At 66.9% G+C, this 25,631-nt stretch carries 25 protein-coding genes; 13 read left to right on the top strand and 12 right to left on the bottom strand.

Annotation, left to right across the window (positions count from 1 at the left end; genetic code table 11):
* Positions 1-9: 9 nt before the first annotated feature.
* Positions 10-1,230 (bottom strand): threonine ammonia-lyase, encoded by a 1,221-nt coding sequence (locus ACTIEY_RS19165; protein ID WP_439520740.1) that lies wholly within the window; start codon positions 1,228-1,230, stop codon positions 10-12.
* Positions 1,231-1,402: 172 nt separating this feature from the next.
* On the opposite strand from ACTIEY_RS19165, the gene ACTIEY_RS19170 reads away from it, so the two are divergent.
* Complete coding sequence (locus ACTIEY_RS19170; protein WP_439520741.1) at positions 1,403-3,799, top strand: ATP-binding protein; 2,397 nt, start codon at positions 1,403-1,405, stop codon at positions 3,797-3,799.
* A gap of 12 nt (positions 3,800-3,811) precedes the next feature.
* Here the strand turns inward: ACTIEY_RS19170 and ACTIEY_RS19175 are convergent, their stop codons facing one another.
* From ACTIEY_RS19175 to ACTIEY_RS19185, 3 genes are all read right to left on the bottom strand, one after another.
* Positions 3,812-4,159: a hypothetical protein gene (locus ACTIEY_RS19175; RefSeq protein ID WP_439520742.1), complete on the bottom strand. Its 348-nt coding sequence runs from the start codon at positions 4,157-4,159 to the stop codon at positions 3,812-3,814.
* Between the two features lie 176 nt (positions 4,160-4,335).
* Positions 4,336-6,252 (bottom strand): DNA helicase RecQ, encoded by a 1,917-nt coding sequence (gene recQ / locus ACTIEY_RS19180; RefSeq protein WP_439520743.1) that lies wholly within the window; start codon positions 6,250-6,252, stop codon positions 4,336-4,338.
* A gap of 4 nt (positions 6,253-6,256) precedes the next feature.
* Positions 6,257-6,676 (bottom strand): rhodanese-like domain-containing protein, encoded by a 420-nt coding sequence (locus ACTIEY_RS19185; protein ID WP_439520744.1) that lies wholly within the window; start codon positions 6,674-6,676, stop codon positions 6,257-6,259.
* A gap of 81 nt (positions 6,677-6,757) precedes the next feature.
* Between ACTIEY_RS19185 and ACTIEY_RS19190 the strand changes: the two genes are divergently transcribed.
* The gene (locus ACTIEY_RS19190) at positions 6,758-7,804 is read left to right on the top strand and encodes a homocysteine S-methyltransferase family protein (protein ID WP_439520745.1); all 1,047 of its coding nucleotides are present in this window, start codon (positions 6,758-6,760) and stop codon (positions 7,802-7,804) included.
* A 217-nt stretch (positions 7,805-8,021) separates the two neighbouring features.
* Positions 8,022-8,972, top strand: coding sequence for a TerC family protein (locus ACTIEY_RS19195; RefSeq protein ID WP_439520746.1), 951 nt, complete (start codon positions 8,022-8,024; stop codon positions 8,970-8,972).
* 3 nt (positions 8,973-8,975) lie between these two features.
* Here the strand turns inward: ACTIEY_RS19195 and ACTIEY_RS19200 are convergent, their stop codons facing one another.
* Positions 8,976-9,572 (bottom strand): cyclic nucleotide-binding domain-containing protein, encoded by a 597-nt coding sequence (locus ACTIEY_RS19200; protein ID WP_439520747.1) that lies wholly within the window; start codon positions 9,570-9,572, stop codon positions 8,976-8,978.
* Positions 9,573-9,665: 93 nt separating this feature from the next.
* Here ACTIEY_RS19200 and ACTIEY_RS19205 point away from each other — a divergent pair, with 93 nt between their 5' ends.
* From ACTIEY_RS19205 to ACTIEY_RS19235, 7 genes are all read left to right on the top strand, one after another.
* A complete protein-coding gene (locus tag ACTIEY_RS19205) occupies positions 9,666-10,874 on the top strand; it encodes a PAS domain S-box protein (protein ID WP_439520748.1) in 1,209 nt (402 codons plus the stop codon).
* A complete protein-coding gene (locus tag ACTIEY_RS19210; protein WP_439520749.1) occupies positions 10,871-11,554 on the top strand; it encodes a response regulator in 684 nt (227 codons plus the stop codon). The genes ACTIEY_RS19205 and ACTIEY_RS19210 overlap by 4 nt, the downstream gene beginning before the upstream one ends.
* Before the next feature lie 146 nt (positions 11,555-11,700).
* A complete protein-coding gene (locus ACTIEY_RS19215) occupies positions 11,701-13,110 on the top strand; it encodes a CmpA/NrtA family ABC transporter substrate-binding protein (protein WP_439520750.1) in 1,410 nt (469 codons plus the stop codon).
* Positions 13,111-13,198: 88 nt separating this feature from the next.
* A complete protein-coding gene (ntrB, locus tag ACTIEY_RS19220) occupies positions 13,199-14,062 on the top strand; it encodes a nitrate ABC transporter permease (protein ID WP_439520751.1) in 864 nt (287 codons plus the stop codon).
* Positions 14,052-14,924 carry an ABC transporter ATP-binding protein gene (locus tag ACTIEY_RS19225; RefSeq protein ID WP_439520752.1) on the top strand — a complete coding sequence of 291 codons (873 nt, stop codon included), beginning with the start codon at positions 14,052-14,054 and terminating at the stop codon, positions 14,922-14,924. The genes ntrB and ACTIEY_RS19225 overlap by 11 nt, the downstream gene beginning before the upstream one ends.
* A 41-nt stretch (positions 14,925-14,965) precedes the next feature.
* Positions 14,966-15,409, top strand: coding sequence for a cyanase (gene cynS / locus ACTIEY_RS19230; RefSeq protein WP_086126549.1), 444 nt, complete (start codon positions 14,966-14,968; stop codon positions 15,407-15,409).
* Positions 15,409-15,876, top strand: a complete 468-nt coding sequence (locus ACTIEY_RS19235; protein WP_439520753.1) for a DUF1348 family protein — start codon at positions 15,409-15,411, stop codon at positions 15,874-15,876. Before cynS ends, ACTIEY_RS19235 begins: the two co-directional genes overlap by 1 nt.
* Before the next feature lie 9 nt (positions 15,877-15,885).
* Here the strand turns inward: ACTIEY_RS19235 and ACTIEY_RS19240 are convergent, their stop codons facing one another.
* Positions 15,886-16,743 carry a LysR family transcriptional regulator gene (locus ACTIEY_RS19240; RefSeq protein ID WP_439520754.1) on the bottom strand — a complete coding sequence of 286 codons (858 nt, stop codon included), beginning with the start codon at positions 16,741-16,743 and terminating at the stop codon, positions 15,886-15,888.
* A gap of 99 nt (positions 16,744-16,842) precedes the next feature.
* Here ACTIEY_RS19240 and bla point away from each other — a divergent pair, with 99 nt between their 5' ends.
* A complete protein-coding gene (gene bla / locus ACTIEY_RS19245) occupies positions 16,843-17,712 on the top strand; it encodes a class A beta-lactamase (RefSeq protein ID WP_439520755.1) in 870 nt (289 codons plus the stop codon).
* Between the two features lie 11 nt (positions 17,713-17,723).
* Here the strand turns inward: bla and ACTIEY_RS19250 are convergent, their stop codons facing one another.
* Positions 17,724-18,593 (bottom strand): pirin family protein, encoded by an 870-nt coding sequence (locus ACTIEY_RS19250; RefSeq protein ID WP_439520756.1) that lies wholly within the window; start codon positions 18,591-18,593, stop codon positions 17,724-17,726.
* A 14-nt stretch (positions 18,594-18,607) separates the two neighbouring features.
* Positions 18,608-19,480, bottom strand: a complete 873-nt coding sequence (locus tag ACTIEY_RS19255) for a pirin family protein (protein ID WP_439520757.1) — start codon at positions 19,478-19,480, stop codon at positions 18,608-18,610.
* A 102-nt stretch (positions 19,481-19,582) separates the two neighbouring features.
* Here ACTIEY_RS19255 and ACTIEY_RS19260 point away from each other — a divergent pair, with 102 nt between their 5' ends.
* Positions 19,583-20,467: a LysR substrate-binding domain-containing protein gene (locus ACTIEY_RS19260; protein ID WP_439520758.1), complete on the top strand. Its 885-nt coding sequence runs from the start codon at positions 19,583-19,585 to the stop codon at positions 20,465-20,467.
* A gap of 12 nt (positions 20,468-20,479) precedes the next feature.
* Positions 20,480-21,547 (top strand): RNA methyltransferase, encoded by a 1,068-nt coding sequence (locus ACTIEY_RS19265; RefSeq protein WP_439520759.1) that lies wholly within the window; start codon positions 20,480-20,482, stop codon positions 21,545-21,547.
* Here the strand turns inward: ACTIEY_RS19265 and ACTIEY_RS19270 are convergent.
* From ACTIEY_RS19270 to ACTIEY_RS19285, 4 genes are all read right to left on the bottom strand, one after another.
* Entirely contained in the window at positions 21,513-22,799 is a 1,287-nt protein-coding gene (locus ACTIEY_RS19270; RefSeq protein WP_439520760.1) for an FAD-dependent oxidoreductase, read from the bottom strand. The genes ACTIEY_RS19265 and ACTIEY_RS19270 overlap by 35 nt on opposite strands.
* Positions 22,796-23,935, bottom strand: a complete 1,140-nt coding sequence (locus tag ACTIEY_RS19275) for an acyl-CoA dehydrogenase family protein (protein ID WP_439520761.1) — start codon at positions 23,933-23,935, stop codon at positions 22,796-22,798. Before ACTIEY_RS19275 ends, ACTIEY_RS19270 begins: the two co-directional genes overlap by 4 nt.
* An 84-nt stretch (positions 23,936-24,019) precedes the next feature.
* Positions 24,020-24,589 (bottom strand): OsmC family protein, encoded by a 570-nt coding sequence (locus ACTIEY_RS19280; protein WP_439520762.1) that lies wholly within the window; start codon positions 24,587-24,589, stop codon positions 24,020-24,022.
* A 35-nt stretch (positions 24,590-24,624) separates the two neighbouring features.
* Complete coding sequence (locus ACTIEY_RS19285; RefSeq protein ID WP_439520763.1) at positions 24,625-25,515, bottom strand: sulfurtransferase; 891 nt, start codon at positions 25,513-25,515, stop codon at positions 24,625-24,627.
* Between the last annotated feature and the right edge of the window lie 116 nt (positions 25,516-25,631).

The following is a 25,631-nucleotide window of genomic DNA, read 5'->3' on the forward strand; positions in this document are numbered from 1 at the left end:
CGGGGGTGCTCACAACAGCGAGGCTTCGAAGCCGGCCTCTTGAAGGCGCGCGATGACCTGCCCCACGTGCTCGCGCCCGCGCGTCTGCAGCACCAGTTCAATGGCGACGTTTTGCGCCGCGAGCAGCGTGAAGGCGCGCTGGTGGTGCACCTCGTCGATGTTCGCGCCCGCGTCGGCCACGGTCGCGGTGATGCGCGCGAGGTTGCCCGGCACGTCGCGCGCGTTCACCTGGATGCGCGCCAGCCGCCCGGCGCGCACCATGCCGCGTTCGATGATGGAGGCGAGCAGCATGGGATCGATGTTGCCGCCGCACAGCACCAGGCCCACGCGCTTGCCCGCGAACCGCCTGGGATGTTTGAGCAGTGCCGCCAGACCCGCCGCTCCCGCGCCTTCGACCAGCGTTTTCTCGATCTCCAGCAGCATCACGATGGCCTGCTCGATGTCGCCTTCGTCCACCAGCACCATGTCGTCGACCAGGTGGCGGATGATGGCCTGCGTCAGTTCGCCGGGGGTACCGACTGCGATGCCTTCGGCGATGGTGCTGCTGCCCTGGGCGAGCTGCGTGCCCTTGATGGCGTTGTACATGGCGGGAAAACGTTCGGTCTGCACGCCCACCACCTCGATGTCCGGTCGGATCGCCTTGGCGGCGGTGGCCATGCCGGAGATCAGGCCGCCACCGCCCACAGCGATCACCAGGGTGTCCAGGTCGGGCTGTTCGCGCAGCATCTCCAGCGCCACCGTGCCCTGCCCGGCCACGATGTCCGCGTCGTCGTACGGATGCACGAACACCAGCCCCTGCTGGTCGGCCAGCTCGCGCGCATGGGCGCGAGCGGCTTCGAGCGTGTCGCCGTGCAGTACCACCTCGGCCCCGAAGCCGCGGGTGCGTTCCACCTTCACGCCCGGCGTGAAGCGCGGCATGACGATCACCGCGCGCAGACCCAGGCGCTGGGCGTGGTACGCCACGCCCTGTGCATGGTTGCCCGCGCTCATCGCGATCACCCCGCGCGCCCGTTCGTCGGCGTCGAGCTGCGCGAGCTTGTTGCAGGCGCCGCGTTCCTTGAATGAAGCGGTGTACTGAAGGTTCTCGAATTTCAGGAAAACCTGGCAGCCGGTGAGCTGCGAGAGTGTGCGGGATTCCACACAAGGCGTGTCCAGAATCTGACCCGCCAGACGGTCGGCGGCGGCCTCGATATCGCCTGGTTGCACGTGAATGTCGGTTGGTTGCTGCATGTCGCGATTGTGAACGCGCATCCGACGCCCGATGCGCAACTAAAGCCCTACAGATTCCTCAATCACGCTGCATCAGTCACTTCCATGATTGATCAAGCTGGGTTATGGTCCGATCGACTGCCAGCCTGCACGCGGCGTGGAGTCGCTGGAAAGGATGTCTGGAGGTGCCTGTATGAACAAGCGATCGTTGCCGCCGCCGGCTGCTGCGACCCGCTCTGTGCTCGACGCACGGGAGGGGCGCCAGCCCTTCGCGGGTGAAGGACGCGTGTTCGTGCCGCACGGCCTGCGCCAAGCGCCGGTGCTCGACCTCATGTGCTCGCACTTCGTGCTCACGCTCGCCGCACGCCAGGGCCCGCGCTTCAACGTGCGGCGCGACCTCAACACCCTGCTCTCGCTCGCCGGTCGGCACCTGGTCTGGCCGCACACCGTGCTGACGCGGCTGCGCGAATTCCTGCAACGCCGTTGCAAGGACAACGAACTCTGGCTGGGCCACGACCGCCTGGCCACCAGCGCATTCATGGAACGCTACGGCGTCTGGCGTGGCCCGTACGAAGAAGGCACGCTCTTCTTCTACCTGGACGAGTACGCCAAGGAATCACCGAAGGACTTGCTGTCGGTGCTGGCCGTTACCGGCGAATGGCTGAGCCAGGCGCTCAAGAAGCAGTCCACGCTGGTGGAAAAGAACATCGACGCGCTGGCAGGCCTGCTGCAGCTCAACCGCGCCGAGCGAGCCTTGCTGCTCTACGGCACGCTGGCGCGGTACCAGCGCGACCTGCGCTCCATCCTGGTGGAATTCAAGGTCAACAACGCGCCCGAGGCCTATGCCGCGATTGCCGATGTGGCCGGCGTCAAGGCCAGCGAAGTGGGCGAGGCCCTGCGCGCCGGCTCGCGGCTGGAGCGCATCGGCATGGTGGAGAACCTGATTTCCGAGCACAACATCACCGACCTCGCCGATCTCATGAAGGTCAGCGAGAAGCTGCCGCCGGTATTGATGCGCGAGTACCGTACGCAGAGCGAGCTGATGGCCGTGTTCACGCGGCCGGCGGCGCGCTCTGCACTCAGCGAGAAGGACTTCGACTACGTCGGCGAGGACGTGCGGCTGCTCTGCGGATTGCTTCGGGAGGCGGTGGCGCGCAAGGAGCCTGGCGTCAATGTGCTGCTGTACGGCCCGCCCGGCACCGGCAAGACCGAGCTGGCGCGCGTGGTGGCGCAGGCCGCCGGGCTCGAGTTGTTCGAGGTGGAGTACGCCGACCGCGATGGCAACGCACTGTCGGGCCGCGACCGGTACCGCTCTCTTCAGATCGCTCAGGTGTTCCTGAAAGGCACCGCGCATTCGGCGTTGCTGTTCGACGAGGTGGAAGACGTCTTCCCGCCCATCTCCAGCGAAGCCGCGCAGATCATGGCGCGTGCCGAGCACGTGGCGGCTGCCCACACCAGCAGCGTCAGCGGCAAGGCCTGGGTGAACCAGATCCTGGAAACGAACGCCGTGCCCACGCTGTGGGTCACCAACCGCATCGAGCAGATCGACCCGGCGTTCCGCCGGCGCTTTGCTTACCACCTGGAGCTCAAGAGCCCGCCGCCCGGTGCGCGCGAGCAACTGGTGCGCAAAACCCTGGAAAACGCGCCCGTGTCCGATGCGCTGGTGGCGCGCCTGACCGAGCGCAAGGGACTCACGCCGGCGCAGATTCGCACCGCGCTGCGCTTTGCCCAGCTCGCCGCGAGCCCTGCCCGTCCCGCCACGCGCCGGCGCAGCAAGGCCCACGCGCCAGTGCTGGATGCGCTGATCGAGCGCCAGCTCAAGAACGCGGACCTCGCGCTGGGCCGCAAGCCCGATCTGGTGCAACGCCCCAGCCCCACGCAGTACAGCCTGGACATGCTCAACGTCGAGTCGCGCCATGAACTGCCGCGCATCATCGCGGCGCTCAAGGCGCGTGGGCATGGCTGCCTGTGTTTTCATGGCGCGCCTGGCACGGGCAAGACCGCGCTGGCGGAACACCTGGCGCTGCAACTCGAGCGCCCGCTCATGATCCGTCGCGCGAGCGACCTGGTCAGCAAGTTCGTGGGCGAGACCGAGCAGCAGATGGCGGCCATGTTCCGTGAGGCCGAGGCCGAGAAGGCGGTGCTGCTGCTCGACGAGGCCGACAGCTTCCTGCAGGATCGCCGCGGCGCGCAACGCACCTACGAGGTGACCGAGGTCAACGAGATGCTGCAGGGCATGGAGCGTTTTGCCGGCATCTTCATCTGCACCACCAACCTGATGGACAGCATCGACCAGGCTGCGCTGCGTCGTTTCACGTTCAAGATCCGCTTCAAGGCGCTGTCGGCGGCGCAGCGCGAGACGATGTTTGCGGTGGAAGCGCTGGGGGGTGACGCATCGCGGCTGGACGCGTCACTGGCCGCCCGGCTGGCGAAGCTCGATCAGCTCTGCCCGGGCGATTTCGCGGCAGTGAAACGCCAGGTGGAGATCCTGGCCGAGACGCTGGAGCCGGAGGAATTCCTGGCCCAGCTGGAAGCCGAACACCGCATCAAGCCCGAGGTGCGCGAAGCCCGGAACATGGGCTTCACCTGAGGGCTGCCTGCTTCAGTGCAGGAGGGCCATGGGGCCGCTCGGCAGTTCTTCAGGCGAATAGTCGGGGTGGTTGGAGACGAAGAAGCGCAGCTTCTGGTCGAGCCGCGACACGCGCGTGGTGGCCACGCTCTCGCAGTGGTGCTTCGAAATCAGGTTGAACAGCTTGCCGCGCAGGAACCACAGGTCCTTGGGCGTTTCGCACGACATCAGCGCCGCGTGGATGCGGGTGCGCAGCGGGTCCTTGATGTCGGCCATGGCCTCGTGGAACTCGTCCACCAGGAAGTCAAGCTCCAGCACCTGGGTGTCCTGGTCCTGGATATGACGCTGGGTTTTGCCAAACCATGGCAACCTGAAAAACATGACGCGCTCCGTTGTCTGATGTCCGGGAGATGAAGGAACTCCCCGGCTACCTTCCATTCATCGACAGACGAACGGCGCGCTTGAGTGTGAAATACGTCCTCAATCGCCCTGTTCCGATGGGCGGTCCGGCCTGTCAGGCGATGGTGAACAAGAGCGCACGCACGGCGGTTGTCGCGTCAACCAAAAGCACTCACCACCTTCAGCACCTCGGCGCCATAAGCCTCCCGCTTTTTCTGGCCGATGCCGGAAACCCCCTCCAGATCGGCCAGTGTGCGCGGCAGGCGCGTGGCGATGCCGCGCAGCGTGGCGTCGTGAAAGATCACGAAGGCGGGCAGGTTGTGCTCGCGCGCGACACCTGCGCGCCAGGCCTTGAGGGCCTCCAGGCAGTCGCGCTCGGCCAGGCTGAGCGGCTGGCCGTCGTCGTTCTTCGCGGTGGCGCGAGAGGCTCGCTGGCGGCTGCCGCGCGCCGCCCCCGGCGCCTTGTCGGCCAGCGTGCGCAGCCACACCTGGCAGTGGCCCTTGAGGATCTCGCGTGCGCCGTCGGCCAGGTGCAGCGTGTTGTAGGGCGCGTCGTGCACCTGCACGGCTTCGCGCGCGATCAGCTGGCGCAGCAGGGCGCGCCATTGCGTCTCTGACCAGTCGGCGCCAATGCCGAAGGTGGAGAGCTTGTCGTGCCCGTACTGGGTCATCTTCTCGGTCGACTTGCCGCGCAGGATGTCCATGATGTGGCCGGCCCCAAAGGCGGTGCCGCTGGCCTGCTGCACGCGGTAGATGCAGGAGAGCAGCTTGCGCGCGGACTCGGTGGCGTCGTGCAGCTCGGGCGGGTTCAGGCAGTTGTCGCAATTGCCGCAGGGTTGGCTGGCTTCGCCAAAGTACCGAAGCAACCGCACGCGCCGGCAATCGGAGGCTTCGGCCAGGCCCAGCAGCGCATCCAGCTTGCCGCGCAGCACCTGCTTGAACTCGTCCGCCGCCGGGCTCTCGTCGATCATGCGGCGCTGGTTCACCACGTCCTGCAGGCCGTAGGCCATCCAGGCGTTGGCCGGTTCACCGTCACGCCCGGCGCGGCCGGTCTCCTGGTAGTAGCCCTCAATGTTCTTGGGCATGTCCAGGTGGGCGACGAAGCGCACGTCGGGCTTGTCGATGCCCATGCCGAAGGCGATGGTGGCCACCATGATCAGGCCTTCCTCGCGCAGGAAACGATCCTGATGGCGCTGCCGCACCGCGCCATCCAGCCCGGCGTGGTACGGCAAGGCATTCAGCCCGGCTTCGCACAGCAGGGCGGCCACTTCCTCCACGCGTCGGCGCGACTGGCAGTAGACGATGCCCGCGTCGTGCCCGTCGGGTCCGGTGTGCTCGTCGCGGATGAAGCGCAGCAGCTGGGTGGTGGCGTCCTTCTTCTCCACCAGCTGGTAGCGGATGTTGGGCCGATCGAAGCTGCTGATGAAGGTGCGCGCCTGTTGCAGCTGCAGGCGTTCGACGATGTCGGCGCGGGTCAGGTCGTCGGCGGTCGCGGTCAGCGCCACCCGCGGCACGCCGGCATAGCGCTCATGCAGGACCACCAGCGAGCGGTACTCCGGCCGGAAATCGTGGCCCCACTGGCTCACGCAATGCGCCTCGTCAATGGCGAACAGGCCCAGTTTGCCGCGCTCCTGCAGCGAATCCAGCAGGGCCAGGAAACGGGGCGTGGTCAGGCGCTCGGGTGCGGCGTAGAGCAGCGTGAGCTCGCCGCGCAGCATCTGTTTCTCGATCTTCTGCGCTTCCTCGCCCGACAGGCTCGAATTCAGGAAGGCAGCCGCGACGCCGGCTTCGATCAGCGCGCCCACCTGGTCGTGCATGAGCGCGATCAGTGGCGACACCACCACCGTGAGGCCCTGGCCCGCCCGCTCCCGCACGATGGCCGGCACCTGGTAGCACAGCGACTTGCCTCCGCCCGTGGGCATGAGCACCAGCGCGTCGCCACCAGCGCCCACGTGCGCCACGATCTCCGCCTGCGGGCCGCGGAAGGCGTCGTAGCCGAACACCTCGTGCAACACGCCGAGGCTCAGCTCCAGCACTTCGCCCGCCGGGGCGATGTCGATGGCGTCTTCGTGCATCGGGCTACATCTGTTCCCAGGGCAGGCCATCGAAGCGCCAGCCGTTGAGGCTGGAACGCTTGAAAGCCTCATTGAGCTCGCCCTCGAAACCGTGCACCACGTGCGCCACCTCGGTGAAGCCGGCGGCCTCCAGCGCCTTGCCGGCGTCCAGCGTGCGCTTGCCGCTGCGGCAGATCAGCAGCACCGGGCGTTCCTTGCTGCCCGCTTCTTCAGCCACCGTCTGTGCGAAGCGCGCCGGGTCGGGCGTGAGGTCGGGGTACTCGTACCAGGGAATGTTCTCCACGCCCGGCGGGCGACCGACGTAGAGCGACTCGATCTCCATGCGCACGTCCACGAACAGCGGCGGCTCTTCGCCGCGAGCGGCACGCTGCTCGCGCTCGGCCTGCAGCCATGCCCAGGCCTGCTGGGGCGTGAGGTGTTTCATGCCCGGTATTGTCGGGGAATTCAGAGGGCCGCCTGTCCGGCCCGGGTGCTGAGCATCAAGGTGCTTCTTACAATCCAGCCCATGAACGCTCCCGCCTACACCCGTGCCCAGTCGCTGCCCGCGATCCTCCAGCAACGCATCGCCATCCTCGATGGCGCCATGGGCACCATGATCCAGCGCTTCAAGCTCGGCGAAGCCGATTACCGGGGCGAGCGCTTCAAGGACTTCCACAAGGACGTCAAAGGCAACAACGAACTGCTGAGCCTGACGCGGCCCGATGTGATCCGCGACATCCACGAGGGTTATCTGGCCGCGGGTGCCGACCTGATCGAGACCAACACCTTTGGCGCCACCACCATCGCGCAGGACGACTACGAGATGGCTCACCTGGCGCGTGAGATGAACCTGGAGTCGGCGCGCATCGCACGCGCCGCCGCCGACAAGTTCAGCACACCCGACAGGCCGCGCTTCGTGGCCGGCGCACTCGGTCCCACGCCCAAGACCGCGAGCATCAGCCCCGACGTGAACGATGCGGGCGCGCGCAACGTGACCTTCGAGCAACTGCGCGCGGCCTACCTGGAGCAGGTGCAGGCGCTGGTGGAAGGCGGGGCCGACGTGCTGCTGGTCGAGACCATCTTCGACACGCTCAACGCCAAGGCCGCGCTGTTCGCCATCGACGAATTCTTCGAGCAGTCCGGCGAGCGCCTGCCGCTCATCATCAGCGGCACCGTGACCGACGCCTCCGGGCGCATCCTCAGCGGCCAGACGGTGAGTGCCTTCTGGGCCAGCGTGCGCCACCTGGAGCCTCTGGCCGTGGGCTTGAACTGCGCGCTGGGTGCTGCGCTGATGCGACCCTACATCCAGGAGCTGGCCAAGGTGGCGGGCGACACGTTCATCAGTTGTTACCCCAATGCGGGTCTGCCCAACCCCATGAGCGACACCGGCTTCGACGAGACGCCCGAAGACACCAGCCGTCTGCTGCGCGAGTTCGCTGCCGAAGGCCTGGTCAACATCGTGGGTGGCTGCTGCGGCACCACGCCGGACCACATTGCGGCCATCCACGCCAGCGTAAACCCGCTGGCGCCGCGCAGCCTTCGCAAGGATTTCTTCTACAAGGAAGCGGCCTGATTTCCCCCGGATGTGCGGGGGAAATAGGGCTCGCGCACAATCGGCGTTCCCTTCAAGGGGAGTAGTCAGCTTGCCACCCGGCGCCATGCCGGGCTTCGGCGAGCGGGGTTTTCGTCAATACGCAGCCTGACGGCGGCCGGAAACCCCCAGCCACGCATGTCTGCGCGGCGGTGGCAAGACCTTGGGGTGTTTGTTCAACACCAACCCGAGGTTTCTTATGGAAAGCATTGCCCCGCTGTGGCTGTGGGTCGTCTTCGTCGTGTTCGTCGTCGCGGCCCTGTTTGTCGATTTTGTCGTGCTCAAGAAGCAGGGCTCCCACGCTGTGGGCGTGAAGGAGGCGCTGAACTGGTCGCTCATCTGGGTGGCCTTGAGCTTCGTGTTCAACGCGTTGTTCTGGTGGGCCGTGAAGGACACCACCGGGTCGACTGCGCTGGCCAACGAGAAATCGCTGGAATTCCTCACCGGCTACCTCATCGAGAAGAGCCTGGCGGTGGACAACATCTTCGTCTTCCTGCTCATCTTCACCTACTTCGCCGTGCCCGCGGAGTTCCAGAAGCGCGTGCTGATGATCGGCATCGTGGGCGCCATCGTGTTGCGCACGGTGATGATCCTGGTGGGTGGCTGGCTGATTTCGGAGTTCCACTGGGTGCTGTATGTGTTCGGTGCCTTCCTGGTGCTCACCGGTATCAAGATGTGGTGGGCCGCCGGCAAGGAGTCGAGCCTGGACGACAACCCCGCGCTCAAGCTGCTGCGCCGCGTGCTGCCGGTGAGCAAGGGCTTCGACGGCGAGAAATTCTTCACCATCGAGAACGGCAAGCGCATTGCCACGCCGCTCTTCATGGTGATCTGCCTGGTCGGCCTGACCGACGTGATCTTTGCGGTGGACTCCATCCCCGCCATCTTCGCCATCACGCAGGATCCGTTCATCGTGCTGACCAGCAACGTGTTCGCCATCCTGGGCCTGCGCGCCATGTTCTTCCTGCTGCAGGCCGCGGCCGGGCGCTTCCACCTGCTCAACTACGGCCTCGCCGTGATCCTGGTCTTCATCGGCGGCAAGATGCTGTTGATCGACATCTACAAGATTCCGGTGGCGGTGTCGCTGGGCGTGGTCTTCTCGATCCTGGCGATCACCATGCTCTGGAGCTCCCGAACGGCTCGCAACGCCTGACGTTCAGTCGGGAATCAGCCGGTCGATCTCTTTCTGCATGGAAAAGACCAGCTGGCTGTAGAGGTGCAGCTTGATGTCGGTCTGCCGCAGGCGCGCCGTGAGGCGCTGCGCGACGGCGCTCAGCAGCCGAGCGGCGGTGGTCGGTTCTTCCTGGATCAGCGCCTGCAGCGCCTCGCGCGTGAGCACCGCGCATTGCACGGCGGTGCTGGCGGTGCAGGTGGCCGAGCGGGCGGCACCGTCCATGAGCGAGATCTCGCCCATCAGGCTGCCCGGCCCGAGCACGTTCACGGTGAGCTTGTCCAGCCGGCTCACCAGATCGGCTTCCACGGTCACTTCGCCGTCGACCACCAGCGCCATGAAGCCGTCGTCGCCCGTGCCGCCGCTGGCCCCCTGGCGGATGATGGCGTCGCCCTCGGCGTAGCGCCGCAGCTCCATGAAGCCCATGGCGGTGATGGCATCGGCTTCGCTGAGCTGCACCAGCGCATGGGCCGAGCAGAGCAGTTGCGCCGCCCGCAAGGCAGTGGCGGATCGCTTGACGCGCGAACGCCGGGCACCCGAGGCATTCGGGCGCGAGGAGAACAGTCGCTGGAGCAGGGCCATGGCAGGGGAAGCGAATTGCAGGAAACAGCCGCGATTGTCGTCGGTTCACCGGCATGCACCGCTTTGGCACATCCGTTGCTTGGAAGATCGTCCATGCCATTCGAACCTTCTGCCATCGTCAGCCGCCCGGAGGCGCCCCCCACCGACGCGTGGCGCGATCCGCTGGGCCTGTTGCTGGCGTCCACCGGCGAAGGCGTGTTCGGGGTGGACCTGGATGGCCTGTGCGTGTTCATCAACCACGCGGGTGCCCGGATGATCGGTTTCGTGCCCGACGAGCTGCTGGGCTGCAACATGCACGAGCTCACCCACCACTCCCACGCCGACGGGCAGCATTACCCGGTGGAAGACTGCCCGATCTTCAACGCCTTCCGCCAGGGCCTGCCCTGCCGCATCGACAGCGAGGTCTTCTGGCGCCGTGACGGCACGTCCTTTCCGGTGGAGTACTCCAGCCACCCCATCCTCGACCAGGGCCAGGTGCGCGGCGCAGTCGTGACCTTTGTCGACATCACGGAGCGCAAGCGCGCAGCCGATGCGCTGCAGCGGGCCAAGGACGAGCTGGAGGAGCGAGTGCGCGAGCGCACACTCGCGCTGGAGACGGCCTTGAAGCAGGTCCGAGAACTGGCCGCACGTTCAGAAACCGTGCGCGAGGACGAACGCACGCGCATCGCCCGCGAGGTGCACGATGAACTCGGCAGCCTGCTGGTGGCGCTCAAGATGGATGTGAACTGGATGGACAAGCGCCTGGCCGAGCAGGAGCAGCGCACGGCCGAGGCCGCGCACGACATGCGCGACCGCATGCGCTGCAAGTGCCAGAACATGAGCCGCCTGATCGAGAACGCGGTGGACAACGTCGGGCGCATCATCACCGACCTGCGCCCCAGCATCCTGGACCATCAGGGCTTGTGGGCTGCGCTGGAATGGCAGGCGCAGGAATTCGTGCAGTCGGCGGAGATGGCCCTGGATTGGTGCATGGCGGTGAACGACGCGCCCGATCCCCCGGAGCCCCTGGCCATGGCGGTGTTCCGCATCTTCCAGGAGATGCTCAGCAACGTGGGCCGGCACGCCCGCGCCGACCGGCTGGCCGTGGACATCGTCGTGCAGGAGACCGTGCTCTGCCTGACGGTGCAGGACAATGGCGTGGGCGCACCGGCACAGGCTTTCGAGGCCGCCAACGCCTACGGCGTGATGGGCATGCGCGAGCGGGCGCGGCATTTCGGCGGTGACATTCAAATAGACAGCGCACCAGGACGGGGCACCCGCATGGTCCTCACGGTCGCGCTGCCCCCTGGAGACATGGCGTGAACACGTCCTTTGATTTGCTGGCCGAGACCATCCGCGTGCTCATCGGCGACGACCACCGCATCGTGCGGGAAGGCCTCAAACAGATCCTGGCCGATGCGCCCGACGTGCAGGTGGTGGCGGAAGCGCAGACCGGCGAAGAGGTGCTGGCGCAGGTGCGCGAACTCGGCGGCAGCCTGGGCCTGGACCTCGTGCTGCTCGACATCGCGATGCCCGGTCTCGATGGGCTGGACGTGCTACAGGCCATCAAGCGCGAGCACCCGCGCCTGCCGGTCCTCATGCTCAGCACCTACCCGGAAAAGCAGTACGCCGTGCGCTGCATCCGGCTGGGCGCGTGTGGCTATCTCAACAAGAGCGCCGACCCCGACGACATGCTGGCGGCCGTGCGCAAGGCCGCCGGTGGCGCGGTGTTCGTGAGCCAGGCCACGGCCGAAGCGCTGGCCGCCGCGGTGGGCAGCACCGGCGCGCAGGCCGGGCCCGAAGCGCTCTCGCACCGCGAGTACCAGGTCTACCGGTTGCTCACGCAGGGCCGCACCGTGAGCGAGATTGGTGCACAACTCGGCCTCGCGCCCAACACGGTGAGCACCTACAGAGCGCGCATCCTGGAAAAGACCGGCGCCAAGAACGACGTGGAGCTCGCGCTCTACGCCGAGCGTCACGCGCGCGCGCCCAGAAGCGCTTGAACGGCCCGCATTTGTAGGGCTGGCCCTACACCGCGTCGTCAGGCGCTCCACGAAATCCGGCAGGGTTCCGCCCGACGGTCACGCTGGCACGGGTTCTGGCCCGGTGCTTGCAATTGACATCTCGTCTTCAACTCACGAGGTGTGCCATGTCCGAATTCTTCGATCCCTACAACGCCGACCGTCCGCTCATGATGAAGTGCAGTTGCGGGCGCGACCACACCATTGCCGACCACCACGCCGAAGTGGCCGCCGACGGTGCTGCGATCGAGTTGCGCCGGCGCAGCGAGACCGCCGAGTTCGAGGCCTACAGCAACGAGTTCATTGAAGCCACGCTGGTCAAGGCCCTGTTCCCGCACGACGAGGTGCGCCGTCGCTTTCTGCGGGCAGTGGGCAAGGGCACCGCGATGGCGGCCATTGCCAGCGTGTTGCCGGTGACCAGCCTGCAGGCCATGGCCCAGGAGAAGCAGGGCGCGCTGGAGAAGACCAACCTCAAGATCGGCTTCATCCCGATCACCTGCGCCACGCCGCTGATCATGGCGCACCCGCTGGGCTTCTACAGCAAGCAGGGCCTGAACGTGGAAGTGACCAAGACGGCCGGCTGGGCCCTGGTGCGCGACAAGATGATCAACAGGGAGTACGACGCGTCGCACTTCCTCTCGCCCATGCCGCTGGCGATCTCGCTGGGCCTGGGCAGCAACGCGGTGCCCATGAACGTGGCCACGGTGCAGAACATCAACGGCCAGGCCATCACGCTGGCGCTCAAGCACAAGGACAACCGCGACCCGAAGAACTGGAAGGGCTTCAAGTTCGGCATTCCGTTCGATTACTCGATGCACAACTTCCTGCTGCGCTACTACCTGGCAGAGAACGGACTGAATCCCGACACCGACGTGCAGTTGCGCGTCATCCCGCCAGCGGAGATGGTGGCCAACTTGCGCGCCGGCAACATCGACGGCTTCCTTGGCCCCGATCCGTTCAACCAGCGCGCCGTGTTCGACGAAGTGGGCTTCATCCACGTGCTCACCAAGGACCTCTGGAACGGCCACCCCTGCTGCGCCTTCGGCACCAGCACCGAGTTCATCCAGAAGAACCCCAACACGTTCGCGGCGCTGTACCGCGCGGTGCTCACTTCCGCAGCGATGGCACGAGATCCGAAGAACCGCGAGCTCATCGCCAAGGTGATCGCACCCAGCCAGTACCTGAACCAGCCCGAAGCCGTGCTCACGCAGGTGCTCACCGGCCGCTTCGCTGATGGCCTGGGCAAGATCCAGACCGTGCCCGACCGCGCCGATTTCGACCCGATGCCGTGGCAGAGCATGGCCGTGTGGATGCTCACGCAGATGCAGCGCTGGGGCTACATCAAGGGCGATGTCGACTACAAGCAGGTGGCGGAGAAGGTGTTCCTCATCACCGACGCGCGCAAGTACATGAAGGACCTGGGCCAGCCGTTCACGCCGGGTTCGGGCTACACGAAGCACACCATCATGGGCAAGCCGTTCGACGCCGCGAAACCCGCTGAGTATTTGAAGAGCTTCGCCATCAGCAAGGCGGCCTAGATATGTGCCCCCACGCTCATCACTTCGTGAACTCGCTGCCCCCCGAGGGGGCGCAGGCCTCCCTTGGGGCGGCCCGGCGGGAGGCCTCATGAAAACCGCCACCCTCAACCTGCGCGCCGCGCTGGTGTCGTTGCTCATCTTCTTCGTGTTCATCGGCGCGTGGCAGCTCTCCACCACCGGCCCGAGCATCGGCGGCTCATCGGCGGGCATGACGGCCGAGGAGATCGAGTACGCGAAGTTGATGGGCAAGGACCCTGGCGCAGAAAAGAGCACCGGTTTCCCGCCACCGATTGAAGTGGCGCGTGCGAGCTGGGCGCAGTTGTCCGACCCGTTCTACGACAAGGGTCCGAACGACAAGGGCATCGGCATCCAGCTCGCGCATTCGCTGGCGCGGGTGGGCCTGGGCTTCCTGCTGGCCATGGCGGTAGCGATTCCGCTGGGGTTTCTCATCGGCATGTCGCCGCTGATGCGCAAGGCGTTCGATCCCTTCGTGCAGGTCTTGAAGCCCATCAGCCCCCTGGCCTGGATGCCGCTGGCGCTCTACACGCTCAAGGACTCGGACGTGAGCGGCATCTTCGTCATCTTCATCTGCTCCGTGTGGCCCATGCTGATCAACACGGCGTTCGGCGTGGCCTCGGTCAAGCGCGAATGGCTCAACGTGGCGAGCACGCTGGAGGTGAACCCGATCCGCAAGGCCTTCCAGGTGATCCTGCCCGCAGCCGCGCCGACCATCCTCACGGGCATGCGCATCAGCATGGGCATTGCCTGGCTGGTGATCGTGGCGGCCGAGATGCTGGTGGGGGGCACGGGCGTGGGCTACTTCGTGTGGAACGAATGGAACAACCTCTCGCTCACCAACGTGATCTTTGCCGTGCTGCTCATCGGCGTGGTCGGCATGTTGCTGGACCTCATGTTCGCCCAGCTCCAGAAGGCGGTGACCTATGTGGAGTGAATCCAGCGTGCGCGAAGGTGCCGCACTGCCCCAGGTCCTCGCACCGGCCCCTACGAAAGCACACAAGATGACCGGCTTCCTCCAGGTGGAAAACCTCGCCAAGGCCTATCAGGCCGACAAGCCGGTGTTCGCCGACGTGTCGTTCGCGATCGACAAGGGCGAATTCGTCTGCATCATCGGCCACAGCGGCTGCGGCAAGACCACCATCCTCAACGTGCTCGCGGGTCTGGACACGGCCACATCCGGCCACTGCTTCATGGACGGACGCGAGATCAGTGGCCCCAGCCTCGAGCGTGGCGTGGTGTTCCAGAGCCACGCGCTCATGCCCTGGCTCACGGTGCGGCAGAACATCGCGTTTGCCGTCAAGTCGCGCTGGCCCGACTGGGGCCGTGCCGAGGTGAACAGGCACGTCGAGAAGTTCGTCGCGCTGGTCGGGCTGAGTCCTGCCATCGACAAGAAGCCAAGCCAGCTCTCCGGCGGCATGAAGCAGCGCGTGGGCATTGCGCGGGCGTTCGCCATCCAGCCCAAGATGCTGCTGCTCGATGAACCCTTCGGCGCACTCGATGCGCTCACGCGCGGCACGATCCAGGACGAGCTGATGGGCATCGTGCGCGAGACGCAGCAGACGGTCTTCATGATCACGCACGACGTGGACGAAGCCATCCTGCTGGCAGACCGCATCCTGCTCATGAGCAACGGCAACGAAGGCCCGAGCGGCTACGTGCCCGGTGGCATGGCCGAGGTGGTGGTGAATCCGCTGCCACGCCAGCGAACCCGCGCGCAACTGCACCACCTGGACGGCTACTACGAGCTGCGCAACCACATCGTCGATTTCCTCGTCAGCCGGGCCAAGGCCCACTGACCGTCTTTTTCATCCTTTCTTCAACACGCAACGAGGCAACCATGAGCCGACTCGACGTCACCGAAAAAATCATCACCACCAAAGTCACCAAGGGCCTGAGCTGGGCCGATGTGGCCAAGAAGGTGGGCCAGTCCAAGGAATGGACCACGGCGCTGTGCCTGGGCCAGATGACCGCCACGCCCGCCCAGGCCAAGGTGCTGGGCAAGATCTTCGGCCTGTCCACCGACGAACAGAAGTGGCTGCAGGTCGTGCCCTACAAGGGCTCCCTGCCCACGTCGGTGCCCACGGATCCGCTGATCTACCGCTTCTACGAACTGGTGAGCGTGTACGGCACCACTTTCAAGGAACTCATTCATGAAGAGTTTGGCGACGGCATCATGAGCGCCATCGATTTCAAGATGGACATGCAGCGCCAGGCCGACCCCAATGGTGACCGCGTCAACATCGTGATGTCTGGAAAATTCCTTCCCTACAAGCAGTACTGATGGAGCCGCGCCCGCCGTTGCCGCCGTTCACCGCCGAGACCGCCGCGCAGAAGGTGCGCATGGCCGAGGACGCCTGGAACTCGCGCGACCCGGACCGCGTGGTCAAGGTCTACACCGAGGACACGCGCTGGCGCAACCGCGCGGAGTTCCCGGTGGGCCGAGACCAGGTGCATGCGTTCCTGGTGCGCAAGTGGGCAAAGGAACTGGACTACCGGCTCATCAAGGAGCTGTGGGCTTTCGACGCGAACCGCATCGCGGTGCGCTTCGTCTACGAATGGCACGACGACTCGGGACAGTGGTTCCGTTCGCACGGCAACGAGAACTGGCAGTTCAACGAGCTGGGCTACATGGAACAGCGCCACGCCAGCATCAACGACCGGCCCATCCAGGATAGCGAGCGGCTGTTCCACTGGCCGTTGGGCCGACGGCCCGACGAGCACGCTGGCTTGAGTGCGCTGGGGCTCTGAGACCGGAGATCAGCCGGCGGCCATTTCCAGCCAGTCCTGAAACGCCTTCATGGCCGCGCTCCTGCGGCGCGTCTTCAGGCGCGTGAGCCAGTAGCCACCCACGTCCACCTCCACGTCGAACAAGCGCACCAGGCGTCCGGATTGCAGGTCGCGAGAGAACATCGGCACCGGCAGCAGCGCCACGCCCGCGCCCTGCGCCGCAGCCTCGGCCAGCACCTGCGAGGTGTCGAAGACGGGGCCCGTGAGCAGCGGCACGCGCGCGCCCGCCGCCTCGAACCATTGCGCCCATTCGTCCGAACGGTAGGAACGCAGGAGGGTCTCGCGCCCGAGATCGTTCACGGTGCGGATGCGGGGCGCCAGAGCAGGCGAGCACATCGGCGCGAGCGGTGCAGCCAACAGGTGGCGGGTCTGCAGGCCCGGCCATTGCCCATCGCCGAAACGAATGGCGCAGTCCAGCCCTTCGGCCGCCAGGTCGATGCGGTTGTTGTGCGTGAACACGCGCAGTTCCACGAAGGGGTGGCGCGCCTGGAAATCGCGCAGCCGGGGCAGCAACCAGCCCACCGCAAAGGTGCCCACCGCGCCGACCGACAGCACTTCGCGCCTGCTCGCACCCTTGAAGCTTTCGAGCGTGGCCGACACGCGAGCGAATGCGTCCACCAGGGTGGGCAGCAAGGCCATGCCTTCGTCGGTGAGCATGAGGCCGCGCGGCACGCGCCGGAACAAGGGCTTGCCCAGCCGCTGTTCCAGGTTCTTCACATGCTGGCTGACGGCGGTCTGCGTGAGATGCAGTTCCTGCGCGGCGCGCGTGAAGCTCAGGTGGCGCGCCGAGACTTCGAAGGCGCGCAGGGCGTTGAGGGGCAGGTCCATGCGGTGGCCTCAGTTTTTCTGGGGTGAAGCCTTCATTATTTCCGTTTGAATCCCGCCACTGCCCCACCTAGGATGCAAAGCCTGTTTCAAGGAGAAAACATGCTTGCACGACGCACCTTCCTGATCACGCCGGGCGCCAGCCTGCTGGCCGGCCTCGCCCCTGGAAATTCATGGGCAGAACCCAGCCCGCTGCGCGAGGCGCTGCGGGAGATCGAAGCCACGGCCCGGGGCCGACTCGGGGTTCACATCATCGACACCGCCGACGGCCGCGAGCACGGCTGGCGTTCCGACGAGCGCTTCCTCATGCTCAGTTCGTTCAAGCTGCTGGCCAGCGCGTTCGTGCTCGATCGGGTGGACCGCGGGGTGGAGCAGCTGGAGCGGCGCATCCGCTACCGCCAGCAGGACCTCGTGTCCTGGTCGCCGGTGACCGAGCGACACGTCGGAGGCGAGGGACTGAGCCTGGCGCAGTTGTGCGAAGCCACCATCATCACGAGCGACAACACGGCCGCCAACCTGATCCTCGCCAGCTACGGCGGCCCGGCCGCCCTCACCACGTATGTGCGCGGGCTGGGCGACACGGTGACGCGGCATGACCGCATGGAGCCCATGCTGAACAACCCCGCCTCCAGCGGCGAGCCGAGGGACACCACTTCGCCGCGCGCGATGGCGCACACGCTGCGCACGCTGCTGCTGGGCGAGGCGCTCGAGCCGCCATCGCGCGTACGGCTGCGGAACTGGCTGCTGGCCAACACCACCGGGGGCAAGCGCCTGCGCGCCGGCGTGCCGGCCGGATGGCGCATGGGTGAAAAGACGGGCACCGCCAACGACGACGCCAACGACATCGGCATCGCCCTGCCGCCACAGCGCCCTCCCATCATCGTCACCGCCTACCTGGCGGAAAGCCGCACCGATGCGGCCACGCGGGAAACGGCCCTGGCCAGCGTGGGACGTTTGCTGGCGCAGGTCTGAGCGCTGGTGGGTCAGCCCGGCAAGGGGATCCACTCGTCGTCGTCGCCCGGCGGCAGCGGGATGCGTCCGGCCTTCCAGTCGGCCTTGGCCTGTTCGATGCGTTCCTTGCGGGAGGACACGAAGTTCCAGAAGATGTGGCGTTCGCCCAGGGGCTCACCACCGAAGATCATGAGCGTGCTCTTCTCGCGCGCGGTGATCATGGCATCGGCGTCGTTGCCGAACACCAGCAGCTGGCCGGGCACGTAGGTCTGGCCGGCGTGCTCGATCTGGCCGTGCGCCACATACACCGCCTGCTCCTGGTGTCCGCCCGGCAGCGACTTGCTCGCGCCGGCCTGCCATTCGGTGTGCAGGTAGAAGAGCGGCGAGTGCGTGCGCACCGGGCTCGTCATGCCGTAGGCCTCTCCTGCAATCAGGCGCATCCACACGCCATCGGCTTCGCGCACGGGCAGATCGCGCGCCGGGTAGTGGGTGAAGGCCGGGTCGGTTTCCTCATCGGCCTCGGGCAGCGCCACCCAGAGCTGCATCAGCTCCAGACCGCCGCCTTCGAACGACTCGGGATGGCTGAAGCGTTCGGAATGCGAGATGCCGCGTCCAGCGGTCATCCAGTTCACGTCGCCCGGCACGATGGATTGCTTCACGCCCAGGCTGTCACGGTGCATCACCTGGCCGCTGAGCAAATAGCTCACGGTGGACAGGCCGATGTGTGGGTGCGGCCGCACGTCGGCACCCTGGATGTCTTCGGGTGCGAGCGTCACCGGCCCGGCGTGGTCGACAAAGATCCACGGGCCGACCATGCGGCGCTTTGCGTACGGCAGCACGCGCTGGACCTTCAGGCCGTGGCCCAGATCGGCTTCGCGTGCGGTGATCACCATTTCAAGCATCGTGGATTCCTTTTTCAGGCGGTTGCCGTGATGCGGCCCATCTTGCCGCTTTGAAAGTCTGCGAAGGCCTGATGGATCTCGGCCTCCGTGTTCATCACGAACGGACCATACCCCACCACCGGCTCGTCGATCGGCTCGCCGGTCAGCCACAGCACAGTGGCGTCTTCCAGTACCTCGAAGCGCACGTCTTCACCCTCGCGCGAGAACACCGGCATCTGCGCCGCGCCCACCTCCTGGCCGTCCGCCAGGCGCAGGCGGCCCCGCAGCACCAGTGGTGCCGTGGTGTGGCCCGCGGCGGCCGGCAAGGTGACCGTGTGGCCGGCCTTCAGGCGAAGGTCCCACACCTGCATGGGCGTGAAGGTTCGCGCTGGGCCCCTGGAGCCGTTCAGTTCGCCTGCGATGATGCGCGCCACACCGGCGCCATCTGGCAAGGCCACTTCGGGAATCTGCTCTCGCGTGATGCCCTGGTAACCCGGTGCGGCCATCTTGTCGCGCGCCGGCAGGTTCACCCAGAGTTGCACCATCTCGAACGGCCCGCCTTCCTTCGCCAGCTTTTCGCCGTGGTACTCCTCGTGCACGATGCCGGCGGCGGCCGTCATCCACTGCACCTCGCCGGGGCCGATGGTGCCGCCTCCGCCACTTGAATCGCGGTGCGAGACCTCGCCGTCGTAGACGATGGTCACGGTCTCGAAGCCGCGGTGCGGGTGCTGGCCCACGCCGCGTTGCTGGGTGGTGGGCTCGAAGCGCGTGGGGCCGCCGTAGTCGAGCATGAGGAAGGGCGAGAAGCGCTCGGGCCGGTCGTTGTACGAGAACATGTTGCGCACCGGAAAGCCATCACCGACCCAGTGGCCGCCGGCGTTGCGTTGAATGAAGGACACGGTTTTCATGCTGGGGTCTCCTGTATGAGGGAACACTTTACCGGGTGCACGTTCCCGTGATAAGTCGGTAAGATCACAAATCATTTTTCACTGAGCTGAACAATCTTGGACTTGAACGACACCCTGGTCTTCGTGCGCGTGGCGCAGGCGGGCAGCTTCAGTGCCGCCGCGCGGCTCATGGGCATGCCGGTGTCCACCATCAGCGTGCGCGTCTCCAGGCTGGAGCAGCGGCTGGGTGTCACCCTGCTGCAGCGCACCACGCGCCGCCTGCGTCTGACCGAAGCCGGGCAGGCTTACCTGCAGCAGGCGGCGCGCGGGCTGGAAGAGATAGCCCAGGCCGAGGCGCAGATCGACGCGGGCCGGCATGAGGCACAGGGCCTGTTGCGCATCACCCTGCCCATCGACATGGGCGACGAACAGCTGCTGGAGATCCTCGGCACCTATCGCGCGCGGCATCCGGGCGTGTCGGTCGAGCTCGTGTTCTCCGATGCCCGTCTCGATCTCGTGGAGCAGGGCCTGGACGTGGCGCTGCGCGCCGGCGAGCTGGCCGATTCCAGCCTGGTGGCGCGGCAGATCGGCCAGGCGCGCTGGGCGCCCTTTGCGCACCCGGACTACCTGCAGCGCGCACCCGCCGTGCGCCACCCCAGGGATCTTTCGCAGCACGCGGCGCTGTGCTTCAGCCCGCTCGGCCGCGAGAGCTGGACGCTGATGCGCGGCAAGACACGCGTGAACGTGCCGTTGCAGAGCGCCTTCGCCGCCAACGACATGCGCATGATCCGCCGCCTTGCGCTGGACGCGCAGGGCGTGGCCCTGCTGCCGGACTACGTGTGCCACCGCGAGGTCGACCACGGCCACCTGGTGCCGCTGCTGCCGGGCTGGTACGCGCGCACCGATCCCATCCACCTCGTCTATCCCAGCCAGCGCTACGTGCCGGCCAAGCTGCGGCACTTCATCGACGAAGTCGCGCCGGCCCTCTCGTCGCTCTTCGAGCGGTAAGCTTTATTTCCCATGCGCATCGAAACCCTCCGCCAGCGCCTGCGCGCCCTCGGCGCCAACCCCCGCCACGAACAGCGCGTGCTGCGCCTGTGGTCGCAGGCGTTGCCGCAGGACGCCGGCCGGCGCGACATCGCGCACTTCCTGCCGCCGGCCCTGGTGGACGCGCTGCCGGCGCTGGGCGAGGAACTGGCTGGTCTGGCGCGGCTGGTGTCCGAGCATCCCGGTGAAGACGGATCCGCCCGGCTGCTGGTGGCCCTGCCCGATGGCCAGACGGTGGAGAGCGTGCTGCTGCCGCGCGATGGCCTGTGCGTGTCCACGCAGGTGGGGTGTGCGGTCGGCTGCGTGTTCTGCATGACGGGCACCACCGGCCTGATCCGCCAGGTCGGGAGTGCGGAGATCGTCGCGCAGGTGGCACTGGCGCGCGCGCGACGTGACGTGAAGAAGGTGGTGTTCATGGGCATGGGCGAGCCCGCCCACAACCTGGACAACGTGATGGAGGCCATCGACCTGCTCGGCACTGTGGGCAACATCGGCCACAAGAACCTGGTGTTCTCCACGGTGGGCGACCCGCGCGTGTTCGAGGCGCTGCCGCAAGGCCGCGTCAAGCCTGCCCTGGCGCTTTCGCTGCACACCACCAGGGCCGACCTGCGTGAACAGTTGTTGCCCCGCGCTCCGCGCATCGCACCCGAAGCACTCGTCGACGCGGGTGAAGCCTACGCGCGAAGCACCGGCTATCCCATCCAGTACCAGTGGACGCTGCTCCAGGGCATCAACGACGGCGACGACGAGATCGAGGGCATCGTGCGCCTGCTGCACGGCAAATACGCCATCCTCAACCTGATTCCCTACAACACGGTTGAAGAACTGCCCTTTAAGCGCCCGAGCTGGGAACACGCCGCCGACATGGCGCGCCGCCTGCACCGGCGCGGCATCCTCACCAAGCTGCGGCAGTCGGCCGGGCAGGATGTGGAAGGCGGGTGCGGGCAGTTGCGGGCGCGGGCGGAGCGGCCAGAGCGGCGTCGCGTGATTCCCATCCAGCCGTCAATCAGTGCAGCGTCAGCGGCCTCGACGTCGTCTTGACCCGCACCACCGCCGCGCGTGGTTGGTAGGGCGCGGGGGTCGCGCCGCAGATTTCCGCCGCGATGGCGCGGGCCTGGCGGGCGATGGGTTCGATGTAGCGGCTGGGCTGGCCGTCGATGGCGATGCAGTCGCCCATGGCGTGGATGTGTTCGTCGCTCGTGCGCAGCGTGGCCGCATCCACCGCAATGCCGTTGTTCCAGGCCAGGCCCGCGCTCTGTGCCAGGCGCGGCGGCGTCTGCAGGCCGGCGGCGGCGATCACCTGGTCGGCGGCGAAGCGCTGGCCATCGGTGGTGGTGAGGCGGTAGCGGCCGGCGATCTGTTCAAGTGCCGCCACCTGCACGCCGCCGACGAAGCGGATCGAGAGATCCTTCCAGGCGTCGAGCAGCGGTGCACCGGCGGTTTCGGTGGGCCAGCGCGCCAGGGGCGCTGCCTGCACGTCGAGCAGCGTGATGCGGTGGCCGCCGAGGGCGAGGTCGTTGGCGAGTTCACTGCCGATGAGACCGGCACCGATGATGGCCACGTCCTTCGGTGTGTCACCCAGCGCGGCGCGCAGTCTCTGGTATGCGCTCAGGTGGTTGATGCGCCAGCAGAGTGCGGCCGGCAGGGCGGCGGGCAAGGCGGCCTGCGCGCCGTGGGCCAGCACGAGCTGGTCGTATTTCAGGACACCGCGCGTGGTGCGCAGGGTTCGCGTGTCGGTGCAGATGCGCACGGCCTGCGTGTGGGCGAGCAGGCGCACGCGCAACCTCGCGGCAGCCGACGAACCGCTTTCGCGCGAGAGCGATTGCGGCGCCAGCCCGCGGGCCATGGCGATGGACAGCATGGGCTTGTCGTAGACGTCGCCGGCGCACTGGCTCACGACCGTGATGGGCAGATCGGCGTTGAGCGCGCGCAGGGCTTCGGCCATCTGCCAGCCGGCGCGGCCAGCGCCGACGATGACCACGCCCGCTTCGCCGCGCGTGGACACGGGTGCGCTGCTGACCATGCCGGCGCGCAGGGCGTCGAGCGTGGGTGCGGTGTAGGGGGTGAAGTCGGACTTGGTCACACCGCAGAGCGGGCAGGCCCAGTCGTCGGGGATGTCCGCGTATCGCGTGCCGGGCGGCAAGCCACCGTCCGGGTCGCCGTCGACCTCGTTGTAGATGTAGCCGCAGGCTTCGCAGATGTAGGAAAGGTAGGGGCTGACGTCTTGTGAGGGCTTCGACAAGCTCAGCCCGAACGGGGGGGTGGGCCCCGGCTCGGCGGAAAAGGCGCTCATGACGGCATCACTTCCGTAGACAGCCGCGCCATCTCCTTGCGCAGGTGCTTGATGGCCGGCGTGACGATGGCCACGAAGTGCGACTCGCGCACGCGGCGTTGCACCTCCGAGCTCATGAGGTAGCCGCGCGCGCCCTGGTGCAGCAAGGCCGACTGCGCCGCGCGCAGGCTGAGTTCGGCGCCGTGCGCGCGCGCGTCCAGCACATCGATGAAGAAATCCACGGCAGGGTTGAACGGCGTCTCGGCCAGCTTCATCACGCGTGACGTGAGCGTGTCCAGTTCGGCCTGCAGCGCGTCCGGGCGGTCTTCGAGGAACTGGTTCACGTGGCCGAGCTGCGCTTCCACTGCCCACATGGAATCGATGGCACCCTGCGTCACGCCCACCGCCATGCCGCACTGGAGCATGACGAAGGCGGCGCGGATGCGGGCGATGTAGGGCTTGGCCGGGTCGGCCATGATCTCGTCGGCGCCGATGAAGACGTCCTTGAGGCGCAGCGCGAAGGTGCCCGTGCCCTCCATGGCCGAGAAGCTCGGGCACTCGCGCAGTTCCACGCCCGGCGCATCGCAGCGCAGCAAGAACATCACCTCGCGGCCCGCGGGCGTTTCGCCGTCCATCACCGCGGCCAGCACGCCGCAGGCGTGGTCGGGCCCGAGGTTGCTCACCCAGGGCAGGCTGCCGTTGACGAGGTAGCCGCCATCCACCGGCGTGGCCTTGAGCAACAGGCTTTCGATCTGCGCGTAGCTCTTCATGGGGTTGGACATGCCGGTGCCGCCGAGCGTGAGTCCGCCGGCGTGCGCCGCAAGCGACTCGCCCATGAGTGCCGGGTTGCCCGAGGCCTGCATGTACAGACCGCACACCGCCTGGCACCACACCATGAAGCCGGTGGCGCCGCACACCCGCGAGACCTCGGCCATGGCGCGAATCGCCAGGCCGTAGTCCGCGCGGCCCACCGGCGCGTCGAGGTGCGCGCTGAAGGCACCGAGCGCGCCGAGTTGCTGCAGCACCTCACGGGGGTAGAAGCCTTCGCGGTCGCAGGCCTCCACCACATCGGCCAGCGGTCCCTGCGCCACGGCGCGCACCGCGGCGATCAGCTCGTCTTCCTGGGTCAGCTCGCGAGGCAGGTCGTTAGCGTTCATTCAAGCTCCAACGGATGGGGATACCCTCCGACAGGCTCAGGGCGAACGGCAGCAAGACCGTTCGGGCTGAGCCTGTCGAAGCCTTCATGCCAACGCAATCTCGAAGGGAATCGGATTGCGCATGCTGTTGGCCACGGGCGAATAGAAGTTCGCGTGCTGCACGATCTCGTCCAGCACCTCGCGCGACGCATCACCCTCCACCAGCACCTTCACACGGATGGCCTGGAAGCCCATCTCGGGCGGCGTCTTCTCCAGCGCGCCACCAGCGCCCCAGGCGGCGGGGTTGCCAATGTCGCCCTCCAGGAAAACCTCCAGCTTGCTCAGCTTCACTCCCTTCCAGGTGGCCACCGCCGTGATGCCCACCGCCAGGCAACCGCCCAGGCCCGAGAGCACGATCTCGCCCGGCGCTGGCGCCGTGTCTTCGCCGAACAGGTGCAGCGGCTCGTCCACCACCACCGGCGCGTGCTGACCCACATAGGACAGCGAGCGGTACTGCCCCTCCATCACGGTGTGGACCTTGTTGGTGCCCCGGCTGGCCGGGTTGGCCTTGCCTTTGGCGGCGAAGGCAGCCAGGCCGGTGCCGTCGATGGGACGCAGGTAGGCCTTCACGGTGGTGACGGGGCTGGTGGGTTCAAGGGTGTCGGTGGCGGACATGGTGTCTCCAGGGTGTTGAAAGAAGCGGTGAGGGATCAGGCAGCGAGGGCGAGACTGGGTTTCTTGCTCGACTTCGCCACGGGCAGGCCGGTCTCGATGGGCAGGCTGTCGTCGCGCGACCACTCGTTCCACGAGCCGAAGTACATGCGCACGTCGCTGAAGCCAGCCTGCTTGAGCGCCAGGAAGGTGTTGGACGCACGCGCGCCCTTGAAGCAGTAGAGGTACACGGTGTCATCGGGCGCGATGCCGGCGGTGGCGCACTCGGCCTTCACCTCGTCGGGCGTCTTGAACACCGGACCTTGCGCCGAAGGCTTCATGAAGCGGTACCACTCGACCCACTTGGCGCCGGGCAGCCGGCCCTTGCGCGGTGCGAAATCCTTGCCGTAGGGCGACGAGCTGTCACCGATCCACTCGTCCACATCGCGCACGTCCAGCAGCACGGTGTCGGTGCCCAGCGCGGCCTGCACGTCGGCCTGCGTGAGCATCACGTCGGTCATCGCCAACTCGGGGAACGTGGCGGGCACCGGCGTGGCCGCTTCCGTGGAAACCGGCAGGCCCGCCGCCTTCCAGGCGCTGAAGCCGCCGTTGAGCACCTTGATCTTCGGGTAGCCCAGCCAGGTCAGCAGGTAGTAGCCCCGGCACGACTGGCCGTAGCCGCTGTTCATCGCGTCTTCGTAGAACACGGCGGTTTCCTTGCCCGAGAGGCCGGCGGCGCCCAGCGCTTCGGCAAAGGTGGCCTTGAGCGCCTGCAGGCCTTCTGGCGTGGAGGTGGCGAGGTACGTGAACACCTCGCGCAGGTTCACCGCGCCGGGAATGTGACCGGCGGCAAAGGTGTCCGCGTCGCGCGTGTCGATGACCACGACGGGCTCGGACGACTGCAGGGCAGCAAGCTGGGCGGGGGCGATCAGGGTGGCTTCAATGCTCATGGAGACCTCGCGGAAGTGGCGGAAGGCGGGATTGCCTGAGGTCTCTAGCGCAACCAACGTGCCAGGGTGGTGGGCAAGCGAGTCAACGCTTGAAGGGCGTTGAATTTGTTGGGTTT

Source organism: Hydrogenophaga sp. (genome assembly GCF_051858985.1).
Lineage (GTDB): Bacteria > Pseudomonadota > Gammaproteobacteria > Burkholderiales > Burkholderiaceae_C > Hydrogenophaga.